Genomic DNA, 18,467 nt, shown 5'->3' on the forward strand with positions numbered 1-18,467 from the left:
CCGAGGAAGCCCCGCCGCGGATGCGGTCCCCGGCGCGCGCACGCGGGTTGCAGACTCCGCCGGACGTGCCAGGAGGCGCGGCGCGCGTTCCCGACGGAACGTGCACCGCGCCTCCTGGACGGTCTCGGATGCGGCCGACGCGACGTGCGCGTCGGCCGCGGCGCGTCACGCCTCGATGACCACCGGAACGATCATCGGCCGCCGACGGTGCTTCGTGTTCACCCAGCGGCCCACGGTCCGGCGGACGACCTGCCCGAAGGCATGCCCGTCGCGCGTGCCGTTCGCGGCCGCCTCGGCCAGGGCCTTCGCGATCTGCGGACGGACGTCGTCGAAGACCGAGTCGTCCTCGGCGAATCCGCGCGACTGGATCTCCGGGCCGACGACACACTGGCCGGTGGTGAAGTCCACCGCGGCGAAGATCGAGATGAAGCCCTCCTCCGCCAGGACCCGACGGTCCTTGAGGTCGGCGTCGGTGATCTCGCCGACGGTCGACCCGTCGACGTAGACGTACCCGATGTCGAGCTGTCCGGCGACCGTGGCGACGCCGTCCTTCAGGTCGACGACGATGCCGTCCTGGCCGAGGATGACGTTGCGCGGCGGGACACCGGTCTGGATCGCGAGGTCCGCGTTGGCGTACAGGTGGCGGTGCTCGCCGTGCACGGGCAGGACGTTGCGCGGACGCAGGATGTTGTAGCAGTAGAGCAGCTCGCCGGCAGATGCGTGCCCGGAGACGTGCACCTTCGCGTTGCCCTTGTGCACGACCTTCGCGCCGAGCTTGGTGAGCCCGTCGATCACGCGGTACACGGCGTTCTCGTTGCCGGGGATCAGCGACGAGGCGAGGATGACGGTGTCGCCCTCGCCGATCTCGATCTGGTGCTCGAGGTTCGCCATGCGGGCCAGCACGGCCATCGGCTCGCCCTGGGACCCGGTCGACATGTAGACGATCTGGTCGTCGGGGACGTTCTTCGCCTTCTTCGTGTCGATGAGCACGTTCTCGGGCACCCGGAGGTAGCCGAGGTCGGCGGCGATGGTCATGTTGCGGATCATCGAGCGACCCATGAACGCGACCTTGCGGTTCGCGGCCGCGGCGGCGTCGAGCACCTGCTGCACGCGGTGGACGTGCGACGAGAAGCTCGCCACGACGACCTTCTTGCGCGCGCGCGTGATGATGTTCTCGAGCACCGGTCCGATGTCGCGCTCGGGCGCGGTGAACCCGGGCACATCGGCGTTGGTGGAGTCCGGCAGGAACAGGTCGACGCCCTGTTCGCCGAGCCGCGCGAAGGCACGCAGGTCGGTGATGCGGTCGTCGAGCGGGAGCTGGTCCATCTTGAAGTCGCCCGTGTGCAGGACCCGACCGGCGGGGGTCGTGATCGCGACGGCGAGGGCGTCCGGGATGGAGTGGTTCACGGCCACGAACTCGAGGTGGAACGGGCCGAGCTGCTCGGTCTGGTCCTCGGCCACGACGAGCGTGTACGGCTTGATCCGGTGTTCCTTGAGCTTCGCCTCGACGAGCGCGAGGGTCAGGGTGGAGCCGATCAGGGGGATGTCGCCCTTGAGCTTCAGCAGGTACGGGACGGCGCCGATGTGGTCCTCGTGGCCGTGCGTGAGCACGACACCGAGGACGTCGTCGAGACGATCCCGGATCGGCGAGAAGTCCGGCAGGATCAGGTCGACGCCCGGCTGGTGCTCCTCAGGGAAGAGCACACCGGCGTCGACGACGAGCAGCTTGCCCTCGTACTCGTAGACGGTCATGTTGCGACCGATCTCGCCGAGTCCCCCGACGGGGATGACGCGGAGGGTGCCGGGTTCGAGCGGCTGCGGTGTGGAGATCTGTGTGGGCATTCGGTCCTACGGATTCGGGCGACACGCGGGGAGCGTGCCGCGGTGTTCGCTAGCGGGTGGTGCCTGGCACCTTCGGTAGAGCACCGCCGGCCGCTGCGTTGCGGTCGGGGCGGAAGTTGGAGAAGTCGGCGCCCGGGATGTCCCGGACGGCCTCGAGCGAGGTCTCGATGGCGTACGCCTCGGAGTCCTCGGGACCGACGAGCGGCAGGCGCACGCGGGGGCTGCCGATGCGACCGAGCCCGTGCAGCACGTACTTCGCCGCGACGGTCCCCGGGACGTGGGTCATGATCGCACGGACGAGGGGTTCGACGCGCTTGTGCTCGGCGGTCGCGGTGGCGAGGTCGCCGCGGTTCACGGCGTCGACGATGGTGCGGTACGGCGTGCTCGTGATGTTCGCGGTCACGCCGATGAGCCCCGTCGCGCCGATCGACAGGTGCGGGAGCACGTTCGTGTCGTCGCCGGAGAAGTACATGAGGTCGGTGTTGTTGAGCACCCGGGACACCTCGGCGAAGTCGCCCTTGGCGTCCTTCACGGCGAGGATGTTCGGGTGGTGCGAGGCCCGCACGATCGTCTCGTACGTGATCGGGATGCCCGTGCGTCCGGGGATGTCGTACAGGATCACCGGCAGGTCGGTGGCGTCGGCGATCATCCGGAAGTGGGTGAGCACGCCGGACTGGGTCGGCTTGTTGTAGTACGGCGTGACGATCATCACGCCGTCGGCGCCGGCCCGCTCGCTCTGCTTGTACAGGTGGATCGCGTGCGCGGTCTCGTTCGAGCCACCGCCGGTGATGATCTTCGCGCGCCCCGCGGCGACGGACTTGCCGACCTCGACGAGCCGGAGCTTCTCGGGGTCGGTGAGCGTCGACGTCTCGCCGGTCGTCCCGGTGACGACGATGCCGTCGGCGCCGGCCGTGATGCAGTCGTCGATGTGCTGCTCGACGCCGGGCCAGTCGACCTCGCCGTCAGCCGTGAACGGGGTCACGAGGGCGACGAGGACCTGGCCGAAGGGATTCTCACGCGGGGACACGGGCACCAGCGTACCGGGGATGCGCGCGGGGGCTGCCGTCCGCGTGGACGGTGCGGTCCGGAGCGCGGAGGCCGGGAGGCGCGGCGCGGCCCCGGCTCGCACCCTGCGGCCGTGCGGCACGCACCGAGCGCGGCACCCGGCGCTACGCCCGCCGGCGCCACTCGAGGAAGCGGTACCGCGTCCCGTCGGCGCGCGACTCCTGCCACGGGCCCTCGTCGGCCAGGACCCAGGCGTCGTCGAGCTCCGGCGCCACGGTGTCGCCCGGGACCTCGACGTCGATGACCGTCTCGGACACGCGGTCGGCGAAGGGCACCCCCGCCGCGTACACCTGCCCGCCGCCCATGATCCACACCGGCTCGTCCGTGTCGAGCGCGGTCGCGAGGTCGTGCACCACCTCGGCTCCGGACGCGGCCTCGGACGACGCCCACGCGGCGTCCCGGGTCAGCACGACGTTCCGGCGCCCCGGCAGCGGTCGGAAGCGTTCCGGCAGCGACTCCCACGTCCGACGGCCCATCACCACGGTGGCCTCGCCCGTCACCTGTCGGAAGTGCGCGAGGTCCTCCGGCACGTGCCACGGCATCCCGCCGTCCGCGCCGATGACGCCGTTCGTCGCGCGCGCCCAGACCATGCCGACGCCCCGGACCGGTTCGGCCCACGAGGACGACATCAGACGGCGACCGCGGCCCGGATCGCCGGGTGGTGGTGGTACCCGACGACCGTGAAGTCCTCGTACTCGTAGTCGTCGATCGAGGCACGCGGCGCGAGCTCGAGCGTCGGCAGCGCGTACGCCGTGCGGGACAGCTGCTCCTCGACCTGCTCGACGTGGTTGTCGTAGACGTGGCAGTCGCCGCCGGTCCACACGAACTCGCCGACCTCGAGGCCGGTCTGCGCCGCGATCATGTGGGTGAGCAGCGCGTACGAGGCGATGTTGAAGGGGACGCCGAGGAACATGTCCGCGCTCCGCTGGTAGAGCTGGCACGAGAGCTTGCCGTCCACGACGTAGAACTGGAAGAAGGCGTGGCACGGGGCGAGGGCCATCTCGGGGATGTCGGCGACGTTCCACGCCGAGACGATCAGGCGGCGAGAGTCCGGGTTCGTCCTGATCTGCTCGATGACCTGCGCGATCTGGTCGACGTGCTCCCCCGACGGCGTCGGCCACGAGCGCCACTGCACGCCGTAGACCGGGCCGAGGTCGCCGTCCTCGTCCGCCCACTCGTTCCAGATCCGGACGCCGTGCTCCTGCAGCCAGCGGGCGTTGCCGTCGCCGCGCAGGAACCAGAGCAGCTCGTACGCCACCGACTTGAAGTGCACGCGCTTCGTGGTGACGAGCGGGAAGCCCTCCGCCAGGTCGTACCGGAGCTGCGCGCCGAAGAGGCTGCGGGTGCCGGTCCCGGTGCGGTCGCCCTTCGGTGTCCCCTCGGTCAGGACGCGTCGCAGCAGGTCCTCGTAGGGGGTCGGAACGGAGGCGTCGGGCAGCACGGTCTCGGTCACACGAAGAGCCTACGTCCGTTGGGTACGGTGAGCGACATGACACCGCCCCTCTCGATCCTGGTCGCCGGCGCGTCCGGCTTCATCGGCACGCCCCTCGTCCACGCCCTGCGCGAGGCGGGCCACCACGTCACCACGCTGGTGCGACGCGAACCGCGCACCGCGAGCGAGTTCCGCTGGTCCCCCGGCTCCCGGAAGCTCGATCCCGCGATCCTCGACGGGGCCGACGTCGTGATCAACCTCGCCGGGGCGAACATCGGCAAGCTCCCCTGGACCGAGTCGTACAAGCAGGAGATCCTCCGCTCGCGGGTCTCCGCCACCGACACGCTGGTCGAGGCGATGCGCCGCGCGACGAACCCGCCGGCCCTGTTCCTGTCCGGGTCGGCCTCCGGCGTGTACGGCGACCGCCCCGCCGACGTGCTCGCCGACGACGCAGCCGCCGGCACGGGCTTCCTCGCCGAGGTCTGCACCGCCTGGGAGGCCGCCGCGAACGCCGCACCGGACGCGGTCCGCGTGGTGACGCTCCGTACCGGCATCGTGGTCGGCAAGGGCGGCGGCGCGCTCGCCCCCCTCGTCCCGCTCACGAAGGCCGGCATGGGCGGTCGGCTCGGCACCGGCGGACAGTACTGGCCGTGGATCGCGCTCGAGGACGAGGTCGGCGCGATCGTGCACCTGGCGACGAGCCCGGACGCAGCCGACGTCGTCGGGCCCGTGAACCTCGCCGGCCCCGAGGCCGCCGTGTCCGACCGCATCACCAAGCGCGTCGCCGAGGACCTGCACCGGCCCTACCTGTTCCGGATCCCCGAGTTCGCGCTCCGGCTCCTGCTGCAGCAGGCCGCCGACGAGATGCTCCTGTCGAACCAGCAGATGGTGCCGACGAAGCTGCTGGAGTCCGGGTACGCGTTCCGGTACCGGCGCGCCGAGGACGCGGTCGACGCAGCGTTCTGACGCGACCGGCTGACGGACTGGAGGCGCGGTGCGGGCCCGCACCGCGCCTCCGGTCAGGACACGCGTGCCCTGGTGAGCGCTTCGCGCATCGCGGCCCGCGCCCGCTTGCGGTCACCGGCGGCGTCGTAGACGACGCCGAGGCGGTACCAGCCGCGCCAGTCGGCCGGGTCGTCCTCGACGGCGGCCCGGTACTGCGGGAAGAGCTCGTCGGCCGCCTCACGCATGGGGCGACCCGATGGCCGGACCGGCACGACGTCGGCCGGGGCCCCGCCCTCGCGCTCCAGCCGGGCGCCGAGCCGCGTGATGCGCAGCCCGAAACGGAACTCGAGCACGAGCAGCAGCGCACCGATCGCCGCGACGACGAAGAGCGCGACACCGATGCCGATGCCGATCGGGATGCCCGTCGCGATGAACGCCACCGCGCGCTGTCCGACCAGCACGATGTACAGCGCGAGGAGCAGCGCCATGAGCGCGGCGCCCCAGAAGGGCGAGCGGAGCAACCGGGGCAGGCGCACGGCGTCAGCCGATGCCGAGGACGCTGCCGAGGCCGACCGTGAGACCGCGCATCGACCCCACGGCGGACAGTGCCGCCCGGATGCCGGCGACGTAGGCGACGTCGTCGTTCGTGTCGTGCCGGATGGTCAGGGTCTCGCCCGGGCCGCTCAGCACCACGTCCTGCACGGCCGTCACGCCCGGCAGCCGGAGCGAGTGGATCGGGACGCTCGCGACCTGCTGCCCGCGAGCGCGCTGGTCGACGTGGGGTGCGTCGACCGGACCGACCTCGCGGCGGGCGTCGGCGATGAGTTCGGCGGTGCGGACGGCGGTGCCGGACGGGGAGTCGATCTTGCCGGCGTGGTGCGTCTCGACGATCTCCACCGAGGGGAACCACGGTGCGGCGATGGTCGCCAGGTGTGTGCCGAGGACCGACCCGATCGAGAAGTTCGGGACCACGAAGACGCCCTGCTCCGGGCGCTCCTCGAGCCCCGCACGGAGCGTCGCGAGTCGGGCGCCGGACCACCCGGACGTGCCGACGAGCACGTTGGCGCCGCTCGCGAGGGCGTTGTCCACGATCGCCGGGCTGAGGGCCGGGACGGTCACGTCCACCACGATCGCCGCGCCGCCGAACACGTCGGGCCCGGCTTCGTGCGCACCGTCCTTCGAGGACAGGCTCGTGACGAGCTCGAAGTCGGGCAGTTCCTCGACGACGGCGGCCACGAGGCCCCCGAGACGACCGGTGGCGCCGACGACGGCGACGGGAGTGACCATGCCCACCATCCTAGGATCGACGCATGACGCTCGAGGTCAGGACCGTGCCGGCAGACACCCCCGAGGTCGACGCGCTGCTCGACGCCTACCTCGACGAGCGCGAGGCCACGTTCCCGAGTGCGCAGGGCTCCTACGCCAGGAAGCGGACCCCCGCGGCCGAGTTCGCCCCGCCACGCGGCACCTTCGTCGTCGCGTCCGAGGACGGCCGGGCCGTCGGCTGCGGCGGGCTGCGGCGGATCCCGGACGACGGCGACGACGTCCGGTTCGAGGTGAAGCACGTGTTCGTGACCCCGGACGGTCGCGGGCGCGGGGTGGCGACGGCGGTGATGGACGCGCTCGAGGCCGGTGGGGCGGCCCTCGGCGCGACCGCGATCGTGCTCGACACGAACGACTCCCTCGTCGCCGCGGGGGCGATGTACCGGAGCCGGGGCTACGAGCGGGTGCCCGCGTTCAACGAGAACCCGAACGCGACCGCCTGGTACCGCAAGCCGGTGCGCTGAGGCGGGTCGCGCCTCCTGGACGGTCCCGCGGCGGCGGCCGCTAGACGGGCTGGCCCACCGGCAGCCCGGTGCGGAGCTCGACCGGCAGGTGCGCCAGATCGTTCAGCGCGACCACCTCGGCCGGCTTGGCCGAGCGGATCCGGATGATGGTGAGCGCCGTGTGCGCGACGTTCGTCCCCATCCAGCGCCACTCCGGCGCCTGGAACGCCTCGCGCACGAACCAGCCGATGACGGCGTTGTGGGTGATGAGCAGGTCGTGCCGGTCCTCGCGCGCCGGGGTGAACCACTCGGCGACCGCGTCGCCCATCTGGGCCTGGCCGGCGATGATCTCCTCTTCGGTGATGCCGCCGTACCAGCCCTGGTACGCGTGCGGCATGTCCGGCGTCGGTCCGGAGGGGATGCAGTCGAAGAGCAGCGTCGAGGGTTCCGGTTCGATCGCCGGCAGGCGCTGCGCCAGGAACGACGCGGTCTCGCTCGGCGCCTCGAGCGGCGAGTGGTAGACGCCGTCGAAGGGCACGCCGCCGAGGCGGTCCGCGACGAGCATCGCCTGACGCTTGCCGCGTTCGGACAGGCGGCCGTCCCGGAGTCCGTGTTCCGCGTCCTGGTGCTCACCGTGTCGGACGAGGTAGAGGTAGTGCGACATGTCGGTGCTCAACCGCCGATCCCGATCGCTTCCGCGAGTTCGTCCTGCTGCACCGCGCCGACCACCGAGGTGATCGTGGGGCGGGTCAGGAGGTCGCGGGCCAGCTCGAGGACGTCGTCGGTGGTGACCTGGTCCACCCGTTCGAGGGCGGTGGCGAGGTCCGTGAACTCCCCCGTACCGAGCTCGGAGCGGCCGAGCCGGGTCATCCTGGCGTCGGAGTCCTCGAGCGAGAGCGTGAGCGCACCCTCGATCTGCCCCTTCGCGCGGCGCAGCTCGTCGCTCGTGATGCCGTCGTCGACCATGCGGCGGAACTCGGCGTCGACGATCTCGATCACACCGGCGACGTTGTCGGGCGCACAGCCGGCGTAGACGCCGAAGGCGCCGTTGTCGAGGTATGCGGGCGCGAAGGAGCTCACCGCGTAGGCGAGCCCGCGGCGCTCGCGGACCTCTTGGAAGAGGCGCGAGCTCATGCCGCCGCCGAGCACGGCGTTCAGGACGCTGAGGACCGGACGCCGCTCGTCGCGGAGGTCGAGGCCCTGCGAGCCGCGCAGCATCGAGACCTGCTCGGTCGGTCGATGCACGACCGAGAGCTTCGGGACGGCGGGGTCGGCGACGGGCTGCGGCGAGCGGCGTGCCAGCGGGGAGGCCTTGGGCGCCCCCTGGAACTCGGCTTCCACCAGCGCGCAGAACCGGTCGTGGTCGACGGCTCCGGCCGCGGTGACGACGATGCCGTTCGGGGCGTAGTGCTCGCGGTAGTGGGCAAGCACCTCGTCGCGCTGGACGGCGCGGATGCTCTCGGGCGTGCCGCCGATCGGTCGCCCGAGGGCGTGCCCGTCGAACGCGGCGGCGAAGAACGCCTCGCCCGCGACGTCGGCCGGGTCGTCGGCCGCCATCGCCAGCTCCTCGAGGATGACCCCGCGCTCGACGTCGAACGCGGCCTCGTCGAGGACGGACCCGGTGACCATGTCACCGATGACCGCGACGGCCATCGGGACGTCGGCGTCCCGGACCCGCGAGTAGTAGCAGGTGTACTCCTTGGCGGTCGCGGCGTTGTGCTCGCCGCCGACGGAGTCGAACGAGATCGCGATGTCGAGCGCGGAGCGGGTCGCGGTGCCCTTGAACAGCAGGTGCTCGAGGAAGTGCGTCGAGCCGTACTGGCCGTCGCGCTCGTCGCGGGATCCCACCCCGACCCAGAAGCCGAGGCTCGTCGAACTGGCCCCCGGCATGGACTCGGTCAGGACCCGCACGCCGGACGGGAGGACGGTTCGGCGGACGAAGGCGCCCCCGGACGTCAGGAACGACGTGTCCGGGGCCTCGAGCGGCAACGGCACTGGGTGGTTCATCGCAGACGAGCCTACTGACCCCGGAGCGGCCATCGCCCAGTTTCCACAGGCACCCGGCCTGTCACTCGAAGTGGGGTACAGAAATAGAGGATAGAAAGACTCGTCTGTCTGTCCTCACTGTGGTACAGTTTCCTCACCGGATCGGAAGCCCCCCTATATTCCGATCCGGTGGCTCGGGACATCAGTCCTCACGCGGTACGAGTCCCCCCGCTCCGCCGCGGAGCCGATGAGTCCAAGGAGAGCCACGCTGTGACGGTCGATTCCCCCCAACCGACCGTCCAGCGTCTCCCTGGCCCGAGCACGAACCTCGCGTCGCCGGACGGGTCGAGCGTCCCCCCGGCTCCCCGCTCCGGCGGCGCGAAGGTCCGTATCCTCGAGACCGCGACGCGGCTCTTCTACGAGGAGGGCATCCACGGCGTCGGCGTCGACCGTCTCATCTCCGAGGCGAGCGTCACGAAGGCGACGTTCTACAAGCACTACGGGTCGAAGGACAACCTGATCCTGGCCTACATCCGGACGCAGCACGAGCGCGTGCAGCAGCGGATGGAGCAGCTCATCACCGACGCCGGCTCCCCCGAGGCCGCCGTGCGTGCGTGGGTCGCCGCCCTCACCGACGAGGTGAACGACCCCGAGTTCCGCGGCTGCGCGTTCCTCAACGCGGCGGCCGAGTACCACGATGCGCGCGACCCCGTCCGCGAGGTCGTCGCCATGCACCGTGACTGGTACACGGAGCGGCTGGCCGACCTGCTGCAGGCATCGGGCCACGCGCTCCCCGGCGACGGCGCGGACGAGCTCATGCTCGCGCGCGACGGCGCCATGTCCGGCGCGTACGCCGGCGACGCGATCGCGGCGACGGCGGCCCTCGGCCGCGTCGTCGAGCGCGTGCTCGCGGACTGACGGCGCTGCGGCGCGGCGCGCGGAGCGCGGCGCGCGGCTGTCCTGTCGCACGGTGCGCGCTTGCGCACCCCGTGCGCGGTTCCGCGCACCGTGCCGGCCTGGAGCGCCGCACCCAGCCACCAACACCGCACCAGCCGACAAGGCGCGCACCGTGCGGACGGGAGGAACGTAGCGGCCCGGCACCGCGCCTCCACTCCGCACCGTGCGGACGGGAGGGACGTGGCGGGCCGGCACCGCGCCTCCAGTCCGCACCGTGCGCACCTGCGCACCTGCGCACCCCGTGCGAGGTTCCATGCACCGTGCCGGCCTGGAGCGCCGCACCCAGCCACCAACACCGCACCAGCCGACGAAACGCGCACCGTGCGCGGCCACCGTCACGAACGCATCACCGCCCGACGAGGCGCGCACCGTGCGGACGGGAGGGACGTGGCGGGCTGGCACCGCGCCTCCAGTCCGCACCGTGCGCACCGACCCATCCGGTGGGCGGTTCCGCGCACCGTGCCGGCCTGGAGCGCCGCACCCAGCCACCAACACCGCACCGGCCGACGAAACGCGCACCGTGCGGCGGCACCGAGCGACGTCCGAGGCCGCGGGTGTTGGCTGGGGGCATGGCCAACGACCCCAACTGGAACCTCCCCGAGGTGCCCACCTTCACCCTGACCAGCCCCGACTTCAGCGACGGCGGTGTGCTCCCGACGTCCGCGCGCGGCAGCGACGTCGGCGGCGAGGACCGCTCCCCCGCGCTCGAGTGGTCCGGCGCGCCCGAGGGCACGCAGAGCTTCGTCCTGACGGTGTACGACCCCGATGCCCCGACCGGCTCCGGGTTCTGGCACTGGAGCCTGACCGACATCCCGGCCTCGGCGACCTCACTGCCCGCCGGAGCGGGGACCGACGACGCGCTGCTCCCCGCCGAGGCGCTCCGCCGCCGGAACGAGTTCGGCACGGACACCTTCCTCGGCGCCGCTCCGCCTGCCGGGCACGGGCCGCACCGGTACTTCTTCACGCTGAGCGCGCTCGACGTGCCGGTCCTCGAGGCACCGGCCGACGCGACACCCGCGGTCGTGGGCTTCGTGCTCCGCGAGCACCTGCTCGGACGCGCGCAGCTGGTCGGCACGCAGGAGACCCCCGCGGCGTAGTCGCGCCGGGCGCCGGGTGCTTTCGCGCTCACCGACAGGTCACGCGCTCGGCGGGCCGTGAACTGTCGGTCAGCGCGAAACCTGGTCCAGCCGACACACGGGCAGCGCGAAACCTGACCGAGCTGGCGCACGGTCAGCGCGAAACCTGACCCAGGTGGCGCGCCGCCCGCGCCACGCCCCGCAACGGCGAACGGCCGCCGCCCCGGAAGGGACGGCGGCCGTTCGTGCGTCACGACGCGGGAGGGATCAGCCCTCGGCCGGGGCCTCGGCGTGGGTCTCGTGACCCTTGCCACCCTCGGTGTCCACCTCGTCGGCGACGACCGGCGCGAGCGACAGCTTGCCGCGGTCGTCGACCTTGGTGACCTCGACCAGGATCTTCTGGCCGACGCCGAGGACGTCCTCGACGTTCTCCACACGCTTGCCACCGGCGAGCTTGCGCACCTCGGAGACGTGGAGCAGACCGTCGCGGCCCGGGAGCAGCGACACGAACGCACCGAACGTGGCGATCTTGACGACCGTGCCGAGGAACTGGTCCCCGATCTCCGGGTTCGTCGGGTTCGCGATCGCGTTGACCTGGGCGCGGGCGGCCTCGGCCGACGGACCGTCGACGGCGCCGATGTACACGGTGCCGTCGTCCTCGATGGAGATGTCGGCGCCGGTCTCGTCCTGGATGCCGTTGATCGTCTTGCCCTTCGGGCCGATCAGCTCGCCGATCTTGTCGACGGGGATCTGCACCGAGATGACACGAGGAGCGGTGTCCGCCATCTCGTCGGGGGCGTCGATCGCCTCGTTGAGCACACCGAGGATGGCCGAGCGGGCCTCCTTGGCCTGCTTGAGCGCGGCGTCGAGGACCGACGACGGGATGCCGTCGAGCTTCGTGTCCAGCTGGATGGCCGTGACGAAGTCCGAGGTCCCGGCGACCTTGAAGTCCATGTCGCCGAGCGCGTCCTCGGCACCGAGGATGTCGGTCAGCGCCGCGTAGCGGGTCTGACCGTCGACGGTGTCGGAGACGAGGCCCATCGCGATGCCCGCGACCGGGGCCTTGAGGGGCACACCGGCGTTGAGGAGCGACAGGGTCGAGGCGCAGACGGAGCCCATCGACGTCGAACCGTTGGAGCCGAGGGCCTCGGACACCTGACGGATGGCGTAGGGGAACTCCTCGCGCGACGGCAGCACCGGCACGAGGGCGCGCTCGGCGAGGAAGCCGTGCCCGATCTCGCGACGCTTCGGCGAACCCACACGACCGGTCTCACCCGTCGAGTACGGCGGGAAGTTGTAGTGGTGCAGGTAGCGCTTCTTGGTGACGGGCGACAGCGAGTCGATCTGCTGCTCCATCTTGAGCATGTTCAGCGTGGTGACGCCCAGGATCTGGGTCTCGCCGCGCTGGAAGATCGCCGAACCGTGGACGCGCGGGATCACGGCGACCTCGGCGTCGAGCGGACGGATGTCGGCGAGGCCGCGACCGTCCATGCGGACCTGCTCGGTCAGGATGCGGCCGCGGACGACCTTCTTCGTGACCGACTTGTAGGCGCCGCTGACCTGGCCGTTGGCGCTCTCGGGGAGCTCGCCGGCCGTCACCTTGGCGGCGATGGCCTCCTTGACGCGAGCCTTGAGGGCGTCGTCGGCGTCCTGGCGCTCGAGCTTGCCGGCGATCTTGTAGACGTCGCCGAGCTCGGAGAGCGCGATGGCCTCGACCGCGTCGTAGACCTCGGGGGCGTACGGCGGGAAGACCGGGTAGTCCTGGATCTCCTTGGCCGACTGGGCGGCCATCTTCGCCTGCGCCTCGACGAGCTGCTTGAGGAACGGCTTCGCCGCCTCGAGACCCTGCGCGACGACGGCCTCGTCGGGCTTGGTGGCGCCGCCCTGGATGAGGTCCCAGCTGTGCTCGGTGGCCTCGGCCTCGACCATCATGATGGCGACGTCCTCGTTGCCGGCCTCGTCCGTGACGACACGGCCCGCGACCGTGAGGTCGAAGACGGCCTCGGCGAGCTGCGACGCCTTCGGGAACGCGACCCACTGGTCACCGATGAGCGCGAGGCGCACACCGGCGATCGGGCCGGAGAACGGCAGACCGGAGATCTGCGTCGACGCGGACGCCGCGTTGATCGCGAGCGCGTCGTAGAACTCGTCCGGAGCGATGCTCAGGACGGTGATGACGATCTGGACCTCGTTGCGGAGGCCGTCGACGAACGACGGGCGCAGCGGCCGGTCGATGAGACGGCAGACGAGGATCGCCTCGGTGCTGGGACGGCCTTCGCGACGGAAGAACGAACCGGGGATCTTGCCGGCGGCGTACGAGCGCTCCTCGACGTCGACGGTCAGCGGGAAGAAGTCGAAGCCCTCACGCGGGTGCTTGCCGGCGCTGGTGGCCGAGAGGAGCATCGTGTCCTCGTCGAGGTACGCGGCGACCGCGCCCTGGGCCTGCTGTGCGAGCCGACCGGTCTCGAACCGGACGGTGCGCTTGCCGTACTTGCCGTTGTCGAGAACGGCCTCGGCGAACTTGATCTCGGGACCCTCCAAAAGGGTGCCTCCTTGATGTGTTCGGCAGGCTGGGGCCACGGCACCATGGTGCGTGCGCGCCGAAGAGTTCGGGACGCATGTCTGGCCAGCAGTAGAAGCACTCGGGAAACCGTCCGGCCCGCGAGCCACCACCGATGACCAGCTCCGTGCCCGGCCTGCGCAGTGTTTGTGTGACGTCCGGGGAAACGGTCCTCGGACGTGATGGACTTTACCAGTCCTCAGCCGTTCGACGGCGAGGCTCAGGGCGAACGGGCGTGTCCTCGGTAGCCTGCCCGCATGCGCCTCACCCCTTCCCGGGGCTGGTTCGTCGCGGCCACTGTGGTCGTCGGCGCGCTCGTCGCCCCCGTCGTCACCGCTGTCCCGGCGAACGCGACGGAGTACCCGACCTGGCAGGACGTCGAGCGCGCGAAGGGTGACGAGCAGGCGAAGAAGACCGAGGTCGCCCGGGTCCAGGCCGCCCTCGATTCCGCGCAGCAGGCCGCAGCGGTGAAGTCGCAGGCCGCGCTCGACGCCTCCCAGAAGGCGGACGCTGCCGAGGCGGCGCTGACCTCCGCCACCCAGGCCGCCACGGCCCTCCAGGCCCAGGCCGACCACGCGGCGGCGACCGCGGAGCGCGCCGAGCAGCGCGCCGGCCAGCTCGCCGCGAACCTCTACCGCGACAGCAGCACGAGCCAGATGACCACCCGCATCGCGACGGCGAAGGACCCCTCGCAGCTGCTCTACCAGCTCGGGGCGCTCGACCAGCTGTCGTCGACGTGGGCCGACGTGATGGACGACGCCTCGGTCGCCGCGGGGACCGCGTCGTCGCTGCACGACCAGGCCACCCGCGCCGAGGACGAGCGTGCCGACCTCGCGGCCCGGGCGGAGTCGACGGCGAGCGCTGCGGAGGACGCGGAGGCGGTCGCGAACGCCGCCGTCGACGACACGCAGCAGCACAGCGACGAGCTGTACGCCCAGCTGGCGGCGCTCAAGGACACCACCGCGACGACCGAACAGCGGTACCAGCTCGGCGTGCAGGTCGCGGCGCAGAAGGCCGAGCAGCAGCGGAAGCGCGAGGCGGCAGCGGCTGCGGCAGCTGCCGCGGCGACCCACACGACGACACCCGCGACGAGCGTCGGGTCGTCCTACCCGAGCACGGGCGGCGTCGTGGTCGACCCGTCGGGAGCACAGGCCTACGCCCGCAGCGCGATCGGCGCCTACGGCTGGGGCTCCGACCAGTTCTCGTGCCTGGTGTCCCTGTGGACCCAGGAGTCCGGTTGGCGGGCGAACGCGCTGAACACGTCGAGCGGCGCGTACGGCATCCCCCAGTCGCTCCCGGCGGAGAAGATGGCGGTCGCCGGTGCGGACTGGCGGACGAACGCGGCGACGCAGATCAACTGGGGCCTGGCGTACATCCACGACGCGTACGGGTCGCCGTGCGGTGCGTGGAACCACGAGATGAGCGTCGACCCGCACTGGTACTGATCGGCCGGCGTCAGTCCGAGGTGAGTCGCAAGGCCTGCAGCGGGCACATCGCGACCGCGTCCCGGGCCGCGTCCAGCTCGTCCGGCCGGACCGGGACGTCCCGCGTCCCGCTGCCGTCCGTCGTGATCGGGTAGCCCCACTCGTCGCGCGACAGCCGCCCGGCGAGGAGCTCCGTGCAGAGCCCGCGCCCTCGGCACCGGGTCCAGTCCACGTGCAGGGCGGTCACCGGGTACCTCCCGCGACCTGGCAGTGACCCCCGAGGTGCGCCTGCACGTCGTCCCGGAACACGGTCATCGCGCTCCGGACCATGCGTGCCACGCCGTCGGGGTGGTGGCACGCGCCCCGGCCGTCGACGAGGCCGACGAGCCGCCGCACCTCCGCCGCCAGGTCCCCGGCCGGGCGCCCGGAGGCGAGCGCCGCCACCACCTCCGCGATCCGTGGCAGGCCGTTCACGCAGGGTCCGCACCGCCCCGCCGACGCGTCGGCGAGCGCCGCCGCGATCCGCGCCGTCACCGCGATCGGACAGGTCCGGTCGTCGAGCACCGCGAGGACGCCGGCACCGGGTGCCGCTCCCCACGGCGCGAGGCCGTCCACGTCGAAGGGGGTGTCGAGCGCCGTCGCCGGCACCCAGGTCCCGCCCCATCCGCCGACCAGGACGGCGCGCGTCCGGCGTGGGTCGGCCGTGTCCAGCCGGGAGGCTCCCAGCAGGTCCCCGAGCGGCGCACCCCCGGCGGTCTCCAGCACCACGGCACGGGCCGGGTCGGTCACGCCGCTGACGGTGACGAGACGGGTCCCGGGAGCCGTCGCGCTCCCGACGCTCCGCGCCCACGCCGCCCCGTACCGGGCGACGAGCGCCGCCTGCGCGAGGGTCTCGACGTTCGACACGAGGGTGGGGCGTCCGCTCGGACCGCGCTCAGCGAGCCGCACGACGCGGTCCTCCGGCAGTCCGCGTCCGCCCGACACGGCGGACGCGAGGGCGCCGGCTTCACCGGCCACGAACGAGGTGTGCGGCAGGGCACGGACGCCGAGGGTCACCGGGTCCGACGCGTGACCGTGCCGGGCGGCCACGGCCGTCCGCTCGTCGATCGCCCGGCGGACGTGCTCGGCGAGACGCTCGCTCGTCGCGACGACGGCCTCGGTGGCCCCCACGGCGACGGCCGCGACGACGAGGCCGTCGAGCACGAGGTGCGGGGCCCGTTCGAGGAGCACGGCGTCCTTGCGGCTGGCCGGCTCGCCCTCGGCGCCGTTCCCGACGATGACGGGTGTGCGTCCGCTCCGCCGGCGACGCGCCTGTCCCGCGACGACCTGGAGCTTCCGCGCGAGGGGGAACCCGGCGCCGCCGCGACCGTCGATCCCGGCGAGGCCGATCTCGTCGACGATGCCCGGGCCGATCGACGGCACCGGGCCGTGGGCGGCGAGGTGGGCCGTCAGGTCCGGGCCGGCCGCCGCGAGGAGACGCCGGGTGCCGGTGGGCGGCGTGGCGGTGGTGGTGGGCGTGGTGGTGGTCATCGGACGGCCTCCGGTCGGATGGAGTGGAACTCGGTGACGCGGGTGGTGCAGCGCCAGGCGACCGCGCCGACGACCGCGGCGGCGCAGACCCCGGCGATGACGAGGAACCACACGGACGTGCCGTCCGTCCCGGTCCCGATCGCGTGCGCCATCGCGACGGGCCACATCGCGTAGGCCGCCCAGTGCACCGCACGGAAGACCCGGGGGCCGATGACCCGTCGGAGGAGCGCCGTGACGACGAGCACGACGAGCAGGTCCACGGCGAGGGTGCCGAGTCCGAGCCAGAACCACCGGTACGACCCGGTGAACGGGACGACGGTGTCGATCAGGCGCAGCTCGGCCTCGGTGTCGAGCAGCAGCGTCGCCACGTGCACGACGACCAGCACGGTGGAGGCGAGGGAGACGTCCCGGTGCACCAGCTGCACGGCGAACCGCGGCAGTCCCGGGAGCGGGCGTCCGCCGCGCGTGACGATGCCCAGGAGCACGGTGAGCGTCAGGAGCAGGACCGCGGCGACACCGGCACCGCGGCCGACGACCCAGAGTGCGGTGTCCATCAGGCGGCCGTCCGTGCGTCGTCGGCGGGCCAGCCGCCGAGTCGGACGACGGTGCCGTCGGCGGCGACGAGCCGCGCGGCCCGCCCGCTCTGCCGGAGCATCTCGGTGGCGCCGTGGCCGCGGACGATCGCCGCGGTCGTCATCGTGTTGGCGGTGACGCACGACGGCGCGACGACGGTGACCGAGCGCCAGACGGGGTCGGCCGGCAGCCCCCACCGCGGGTCGAGGATGTGGTGTCGGGCGTGGCCGTCCTGCTCCCAGCGGCGCTTCTGGGTGCTCGAGGTCGCGACGGACCAGCCGGAGGCGATCCGGACGTGGTCGACGGGGTCCTCGTCGAGGTCCTGCACGCGCACCTGCCAGCCGCCGGACGGGTCCGGGCCGGCGGTCGCGACGTCCCCGCCGAGCGAGACGAGGGCGCCGATGCCGAGGCGGGCGGCGATGCTCGCGGCGGCCATGTCGGCGGCGGCGGCCTTGGCGGTGGCGCCGAGGTCGAGCGTGACGCCCTCGGGGACGCGCAGGAACGTGCCGGCCAGCAGGACGCGCTGCCACGCCGGTCGGGCGTCGAGTGCGCGGGCGACGGCCTCGGGCGTGGCGACGGGCGGGGCGTCGGCGAACGCGGCGTCGTACCCGAGGGACACCATGCGGGTGCCGAGGGTGGGGTCGACGTCGCCGTCGGTGGCCCGGGCCGCGTCGAGCGCCTGGTGCACGAGCGCGGCGAGGAGCGGGGAGACCTCGGCGCCTCGGACGAGCTCGTCGGCGCGGGCGACGAGCTCGGAGTCGCTCCGGAAGCGGCTGCACGCCGCGTCGACGGCGGCGGTGACCTCGTCGACGCAGGACCGGGCGGCGTCGAGGTGGCGACGGTCGCGGTGGTCGAGGACGACACGGGCGGTGGTGGTCCAGAGGTCCCACTCGGCTGCGGCGCGCACGGTCACGACCCCGTCGTCGTCGCGTCGGAGGAGCTGGACCCGCCCGTGGTGCCCTGCGTCACGCCCTGGTCGGTGGACGTCCCGGAGTCGGTGGACGTGCCCGAGTCGGTCGAGGACGAGTCGCTCGACGACGAGTCGGTCGAGGACGAACCGCTCGACGAGGAGTCCGTCGACGTCGAGTCGCCGGACGACGACGAGGAGGACGAGGACGTCGACGACTCCGAGTCGCTCGTCGTGCTCGAGTTCGACGACCCGCTCGTCGTCCCGTCCGTCGTGGTCGTGGCCTGCTCGTGCCCGAACCACAGCCCGGCCCCGGTGACCATCGCGACCGCGAGTCCGCCCAGGCTCACGAGCGCACTCGTGATCCGGGCGGAGCGCCTGCCGTTCCGTCTGGTGTCCATCGG

General features: G+C 72.5%; 19 protein-coding genes. 5 read left to right on the top strand and 14 right to left on the bottom strand.

Features of this window, described 5'->3' with window-relative positions:
- Window positions 1-165: 165 nt before the first annotated feature.
- From ACQXVK_RS00080 to ACQXVK_RS00095, 4 genes are all read right to left on the bottom strand, one after another.
- Complete coding sequence (locus tag ACQXVK_RS00080; protein ID WP_022907388.1) at window positions 166-1,842, bottom strand: ribonuclease J; 1,677 nt, start codon at window positions 1,840-1,842, stop codon at window positions 166-168.
- 49 nt (window positions 1,843-1,891) lie between these two features.
- The gene (dapA, locus tag ACQXVK_RS00085; protein WP_031262666.1) at window positions 1,892-2,869 is read right to left on the bottom strand and encodes a 4-hydroxy-tetrahydrodipicolinate synthase; all 978 of its coding nucleotides are present in this window, start codon (window positions 2,867-2,869) and stop codon (window positions 1,892-1,894) included.
- Between the two features lie 142 nt (window positions 2,870-3,011).
- Window positions 3,012-3,536 carry a dihydrofolate reductase gene (locus ACQXVK_RS00090; protein ID WP_430852292.1) on the bottom strand — a complete coding sequence of 175 codons (525 nt, stop codon included), beginning with the start codon at window positions 3,534-3,536 and terminating at the stop codon, window positions 3,012-3,014.
- Complete coding sequence (locus ACQXVK_RS00095; RefSeq protein WP_416395975.1) at window positions 3,536-4,360, bottom strand: thymidylate synthase; 825 nt, start codon at window positions 4,358-4,360, stop codon at window positions 3,536-3,538. Before ACQXVK_RS00095 ends, ACQXVK_RS00090 begins: the two co-directional genes overlap by 1 nt.
- A 36-nt stretch (window positions 4,361-4,396) precedes the next feature.
- On the opposite strand from ACQXVK_RS00095, the gene ACQXVK_RS00100 reads away from it, so the two are divergent.
- Window positions 4,397-5,305: a TIGR01777 family oxidoreductase gene (locus tag ACQXVK_RS00100; RefSeq protein ID WP_430852293.1), complete on the top strand. Its 909-nt coding sequence runs from the start codon at window positions 4,397-4,399 to the stop codon at window positions 5,303-5,305.
- A 53-nt stretch (window positions 5,306-5,358) separates the two neighbouring features.
- Here the strand turns inward: ACQXVK_RS00100 and ACQXVK_RS00105 are convergent, their stop codons facing one another.
- Together ACQXVK_RS00105 and dapB are read right to left on the bottom strand one after the other, a co-directional pair.
- On the bottom strand, window positions 5,359-5,772 hold the full coding sequence (locus tag ACQXVK_RS00105) for a tetratricopeptide repeat protein (protein WP_430852742.1): 414 nt from the start codon (window positions 5,770-5,772) through the stop codon (window positions 5,359-5,361).
- A 52-nt stretch (window positions 5,773-5,824) separates the two neighbouring features.
- A complete protein-coding gene (gene dapB / locus ACQXVK_RS00110) occupies window positions 5,825-6,571 on the bottom strand; it encodes a 4-hydroxy-tetrahydrodipicolinate reductase (protein ID WP_402263949.1) in 747 nt (248 codons plus the stop codon).
- 23 nt (window positions 6,572-6,594) lie between these two features.
- Here dapB and ACQXVK_RS00115 point away from each other — a divergent pair, with 23 nt between their 5' ends.
- Window positions 6,595-7,071 carry a GNAT family N-acetyltransferase gene (locus tag ACQXVK_RS00115; RefSeq protein WP_430852294.1) on the top strand — a complete coding sequence of 159 codons (477 nt, stop codon included), beginning with the start codon at window positions 6,595-6,597 and terminating at the stop codon, window positions 7,069-7,071.
- A gap of 40 nt (window positions 7,072-7,111) precedes the next feature.
- Here the strand turns inward: ACQXVK_RS00115 and ACQXVK_RS00120 are convergent, their stop codons facing one another.
- Together ACQXVK_RS00120 and ACQXVK_RS00125 are read right to left on the bottom strand one after the other, a co-directional pair.
- Window positions 7,112-7,714 carry a histidine phosphatase family protein gene (locus ACQXVK_RS00120; protein ID WP_031261117.1) on the bottom strand — a complete coding sequence of 201 codons (603 nt, stop codon included), beginning with the start codon at window positions 7,712-7,714 and terminating at the stop codon, window positions 7,112-7,114.
- Between the two features lie 8 nt (window positions 7,715-7,722).
- On the bottom strand, window positions 7,723-9,057 hold the full coding sequence (locus ACQXVK_RS00125) for a M16 family metallopeptidase (protein WP_402263955.1): 1,335 nt from the start codon (window positions 9,055-9,057) through the stop codon (window positions 7,723-7,725).
- Window positions 9,058-9,306: 249 nt separating this feature from the next.
- Between ACQXVK_RS00125 and ACQXVK_RS00130 the strand changes: the two genes are divergently transcribed.
- Complete coding sequence (locus ACQXVK_RS00130; RefSeq protein ID WP_430852295.1) at window positions 9,307-9,954, top strand: TetR/AcrR family transcriptional regulator; 648 nt, start codon at window positions 9,307-9,309, stop codon at window positions 9,952-9,954.
- A 608-nt stretch (window positions 9,955-10,562) separates the two neighbouring features.
- Complete coding sequence (locus ACQXVK_RS00135; RefSeq protein WP_402263961.1) at window positions 10,563-11,090, top strand: YbhB/YbcL family Raf kinase inhibitor-like protein; 528 nt, start codon at window positions 10,563-10,565, stop codon at window positions 11,088-11,090.
- A gap of 246 nt (window positions 11,091-11,336) precedes the next feature.
- Here the strand turns inward: ACQXVK_RS00135 and ACQXVK_RS00140 are convergent, their stop codons facing one another.
- Window positions 11,337-13,610: a polyribonucleotide nucleotidyltransferase gene (locus ACQXVK_RS00140; protein ID WP_402263964.1), complete on the bottom strand. Its 2,274-nt coding sequence runs from the start codon at window positions 13,608-13,610 to the stop codon at window positions 11,337-11,339.
- A gap of 276 nt (window positions 13,611-13,886) precedes the next feature.
- Between ACQXVK_RS00140 and ACQXVK_RS00145 the strand changes: the two genes are divergently transcribed.
- A complete protein-coding gene (locus tag ACQXVK_RS00145) occupies window positions 13,887-15,074 on the top strand; it encodes a coiled-coil domain-containing protein (RefSeq protein ID WP_430852296.1) in 1,188 nt (395 codons plus the stop codon).
- A 10-nt stretch (window positions 15,075-15,084) separates the two neighbouring features.
- Here ACQXVK_RS00145 and ACQXVK_RS00150 read toward each other — a convergent pair whose 3' ends face one another.
- Genes ACQXVK_RS00150 through ACQXVK_RS00170 form a run of 5 tightly spaced genes read right to left on the bottom strand, consistent with a single transcriptional unit; the run spans window position 15,085 to window position 18,464 of the window.
- Entirely contained in the window at window positions 15,085-15,300 is a 216-nt protein-coding gene (locus ACQXVK_RS00150; RefSeq protein WP_022905308.1) for a ferredoxin, read from the bottom strand.
- The gene (locus tag ACQXVK_RS00155) at window positions 15,297-16,583 is read right to left on the bottom strand and encodes an NADH-ubiquinone oxidoreductase-F iron-sulfur binding region domain-containing protein (RefSeq protein ID WP_430852297.1); all 1,287 of its coding nucleotides are present in this window, start codon (window positions 16,581-16,583) and stop codon (window positions 15,297-15,299) included. Before ACQXVK_RS00155 ends, ACQXVK_RS00150 begins: the two co-directional genes overlap by 4 nt.
- Window positions 16,580-17,137, bottom strand: a complete 558-nt coding sequence (locus ACQXVK_RS00160) for a ferric reductase-like transmembrane domain-containing protein (RefSeq protein ID WP_430852298.1) — start codon at window positions 17,135-17,137, stop codon at window positions 16,580-16,582. The genes ACQXVK_RS00155 and ACQXVK_RS00160 overlap by 4 nt, the downstream gene beginning before the upstream one ends.
- On the bottom strand, window positions 17,137-18,069 hold the full coding sequence (locus tag ACQXVK_RS00165) for an FAD:protein FMN transferase (protein WP_022905311.1): 933 nt from the start codon (window positions 18,067-18,069) through the stop codon (window positions 17,137-17,139). Before ACQXVK_RS00165 ends, ACQXVK_RS00160 begins: the two co-directional genes overlap by 1 nt.
- Window positions 18,066-18,464 carry a hypothetical protein gene (locus ACQXVK_RS00170; RefSeq protein WP_430852299.1) on the bottom strand — a complete coding sequence of 133 codons (399 nt, stop codon included), beginning with the start codon at window positions 18,462-18,464 and terminating at the stop codon, window positions 18,066-18,068. Before ACQXVK_RS00170 ends, ACQXVK_RS00165 begins: the two co-directional genes overlap by 4 nt.
- Window positions 18,465-18,467: the final 3 nt, after the last annotated feature.

It is taken from the genome of Curtobacterium sp. AB451 (genome assembly GCF_050585845.1).
Classification (GTDB): Bacteria; Actinomycetota; Actinomycetes; order Actinomycetales; family Microbacteriaceae; genus Curtobacterium.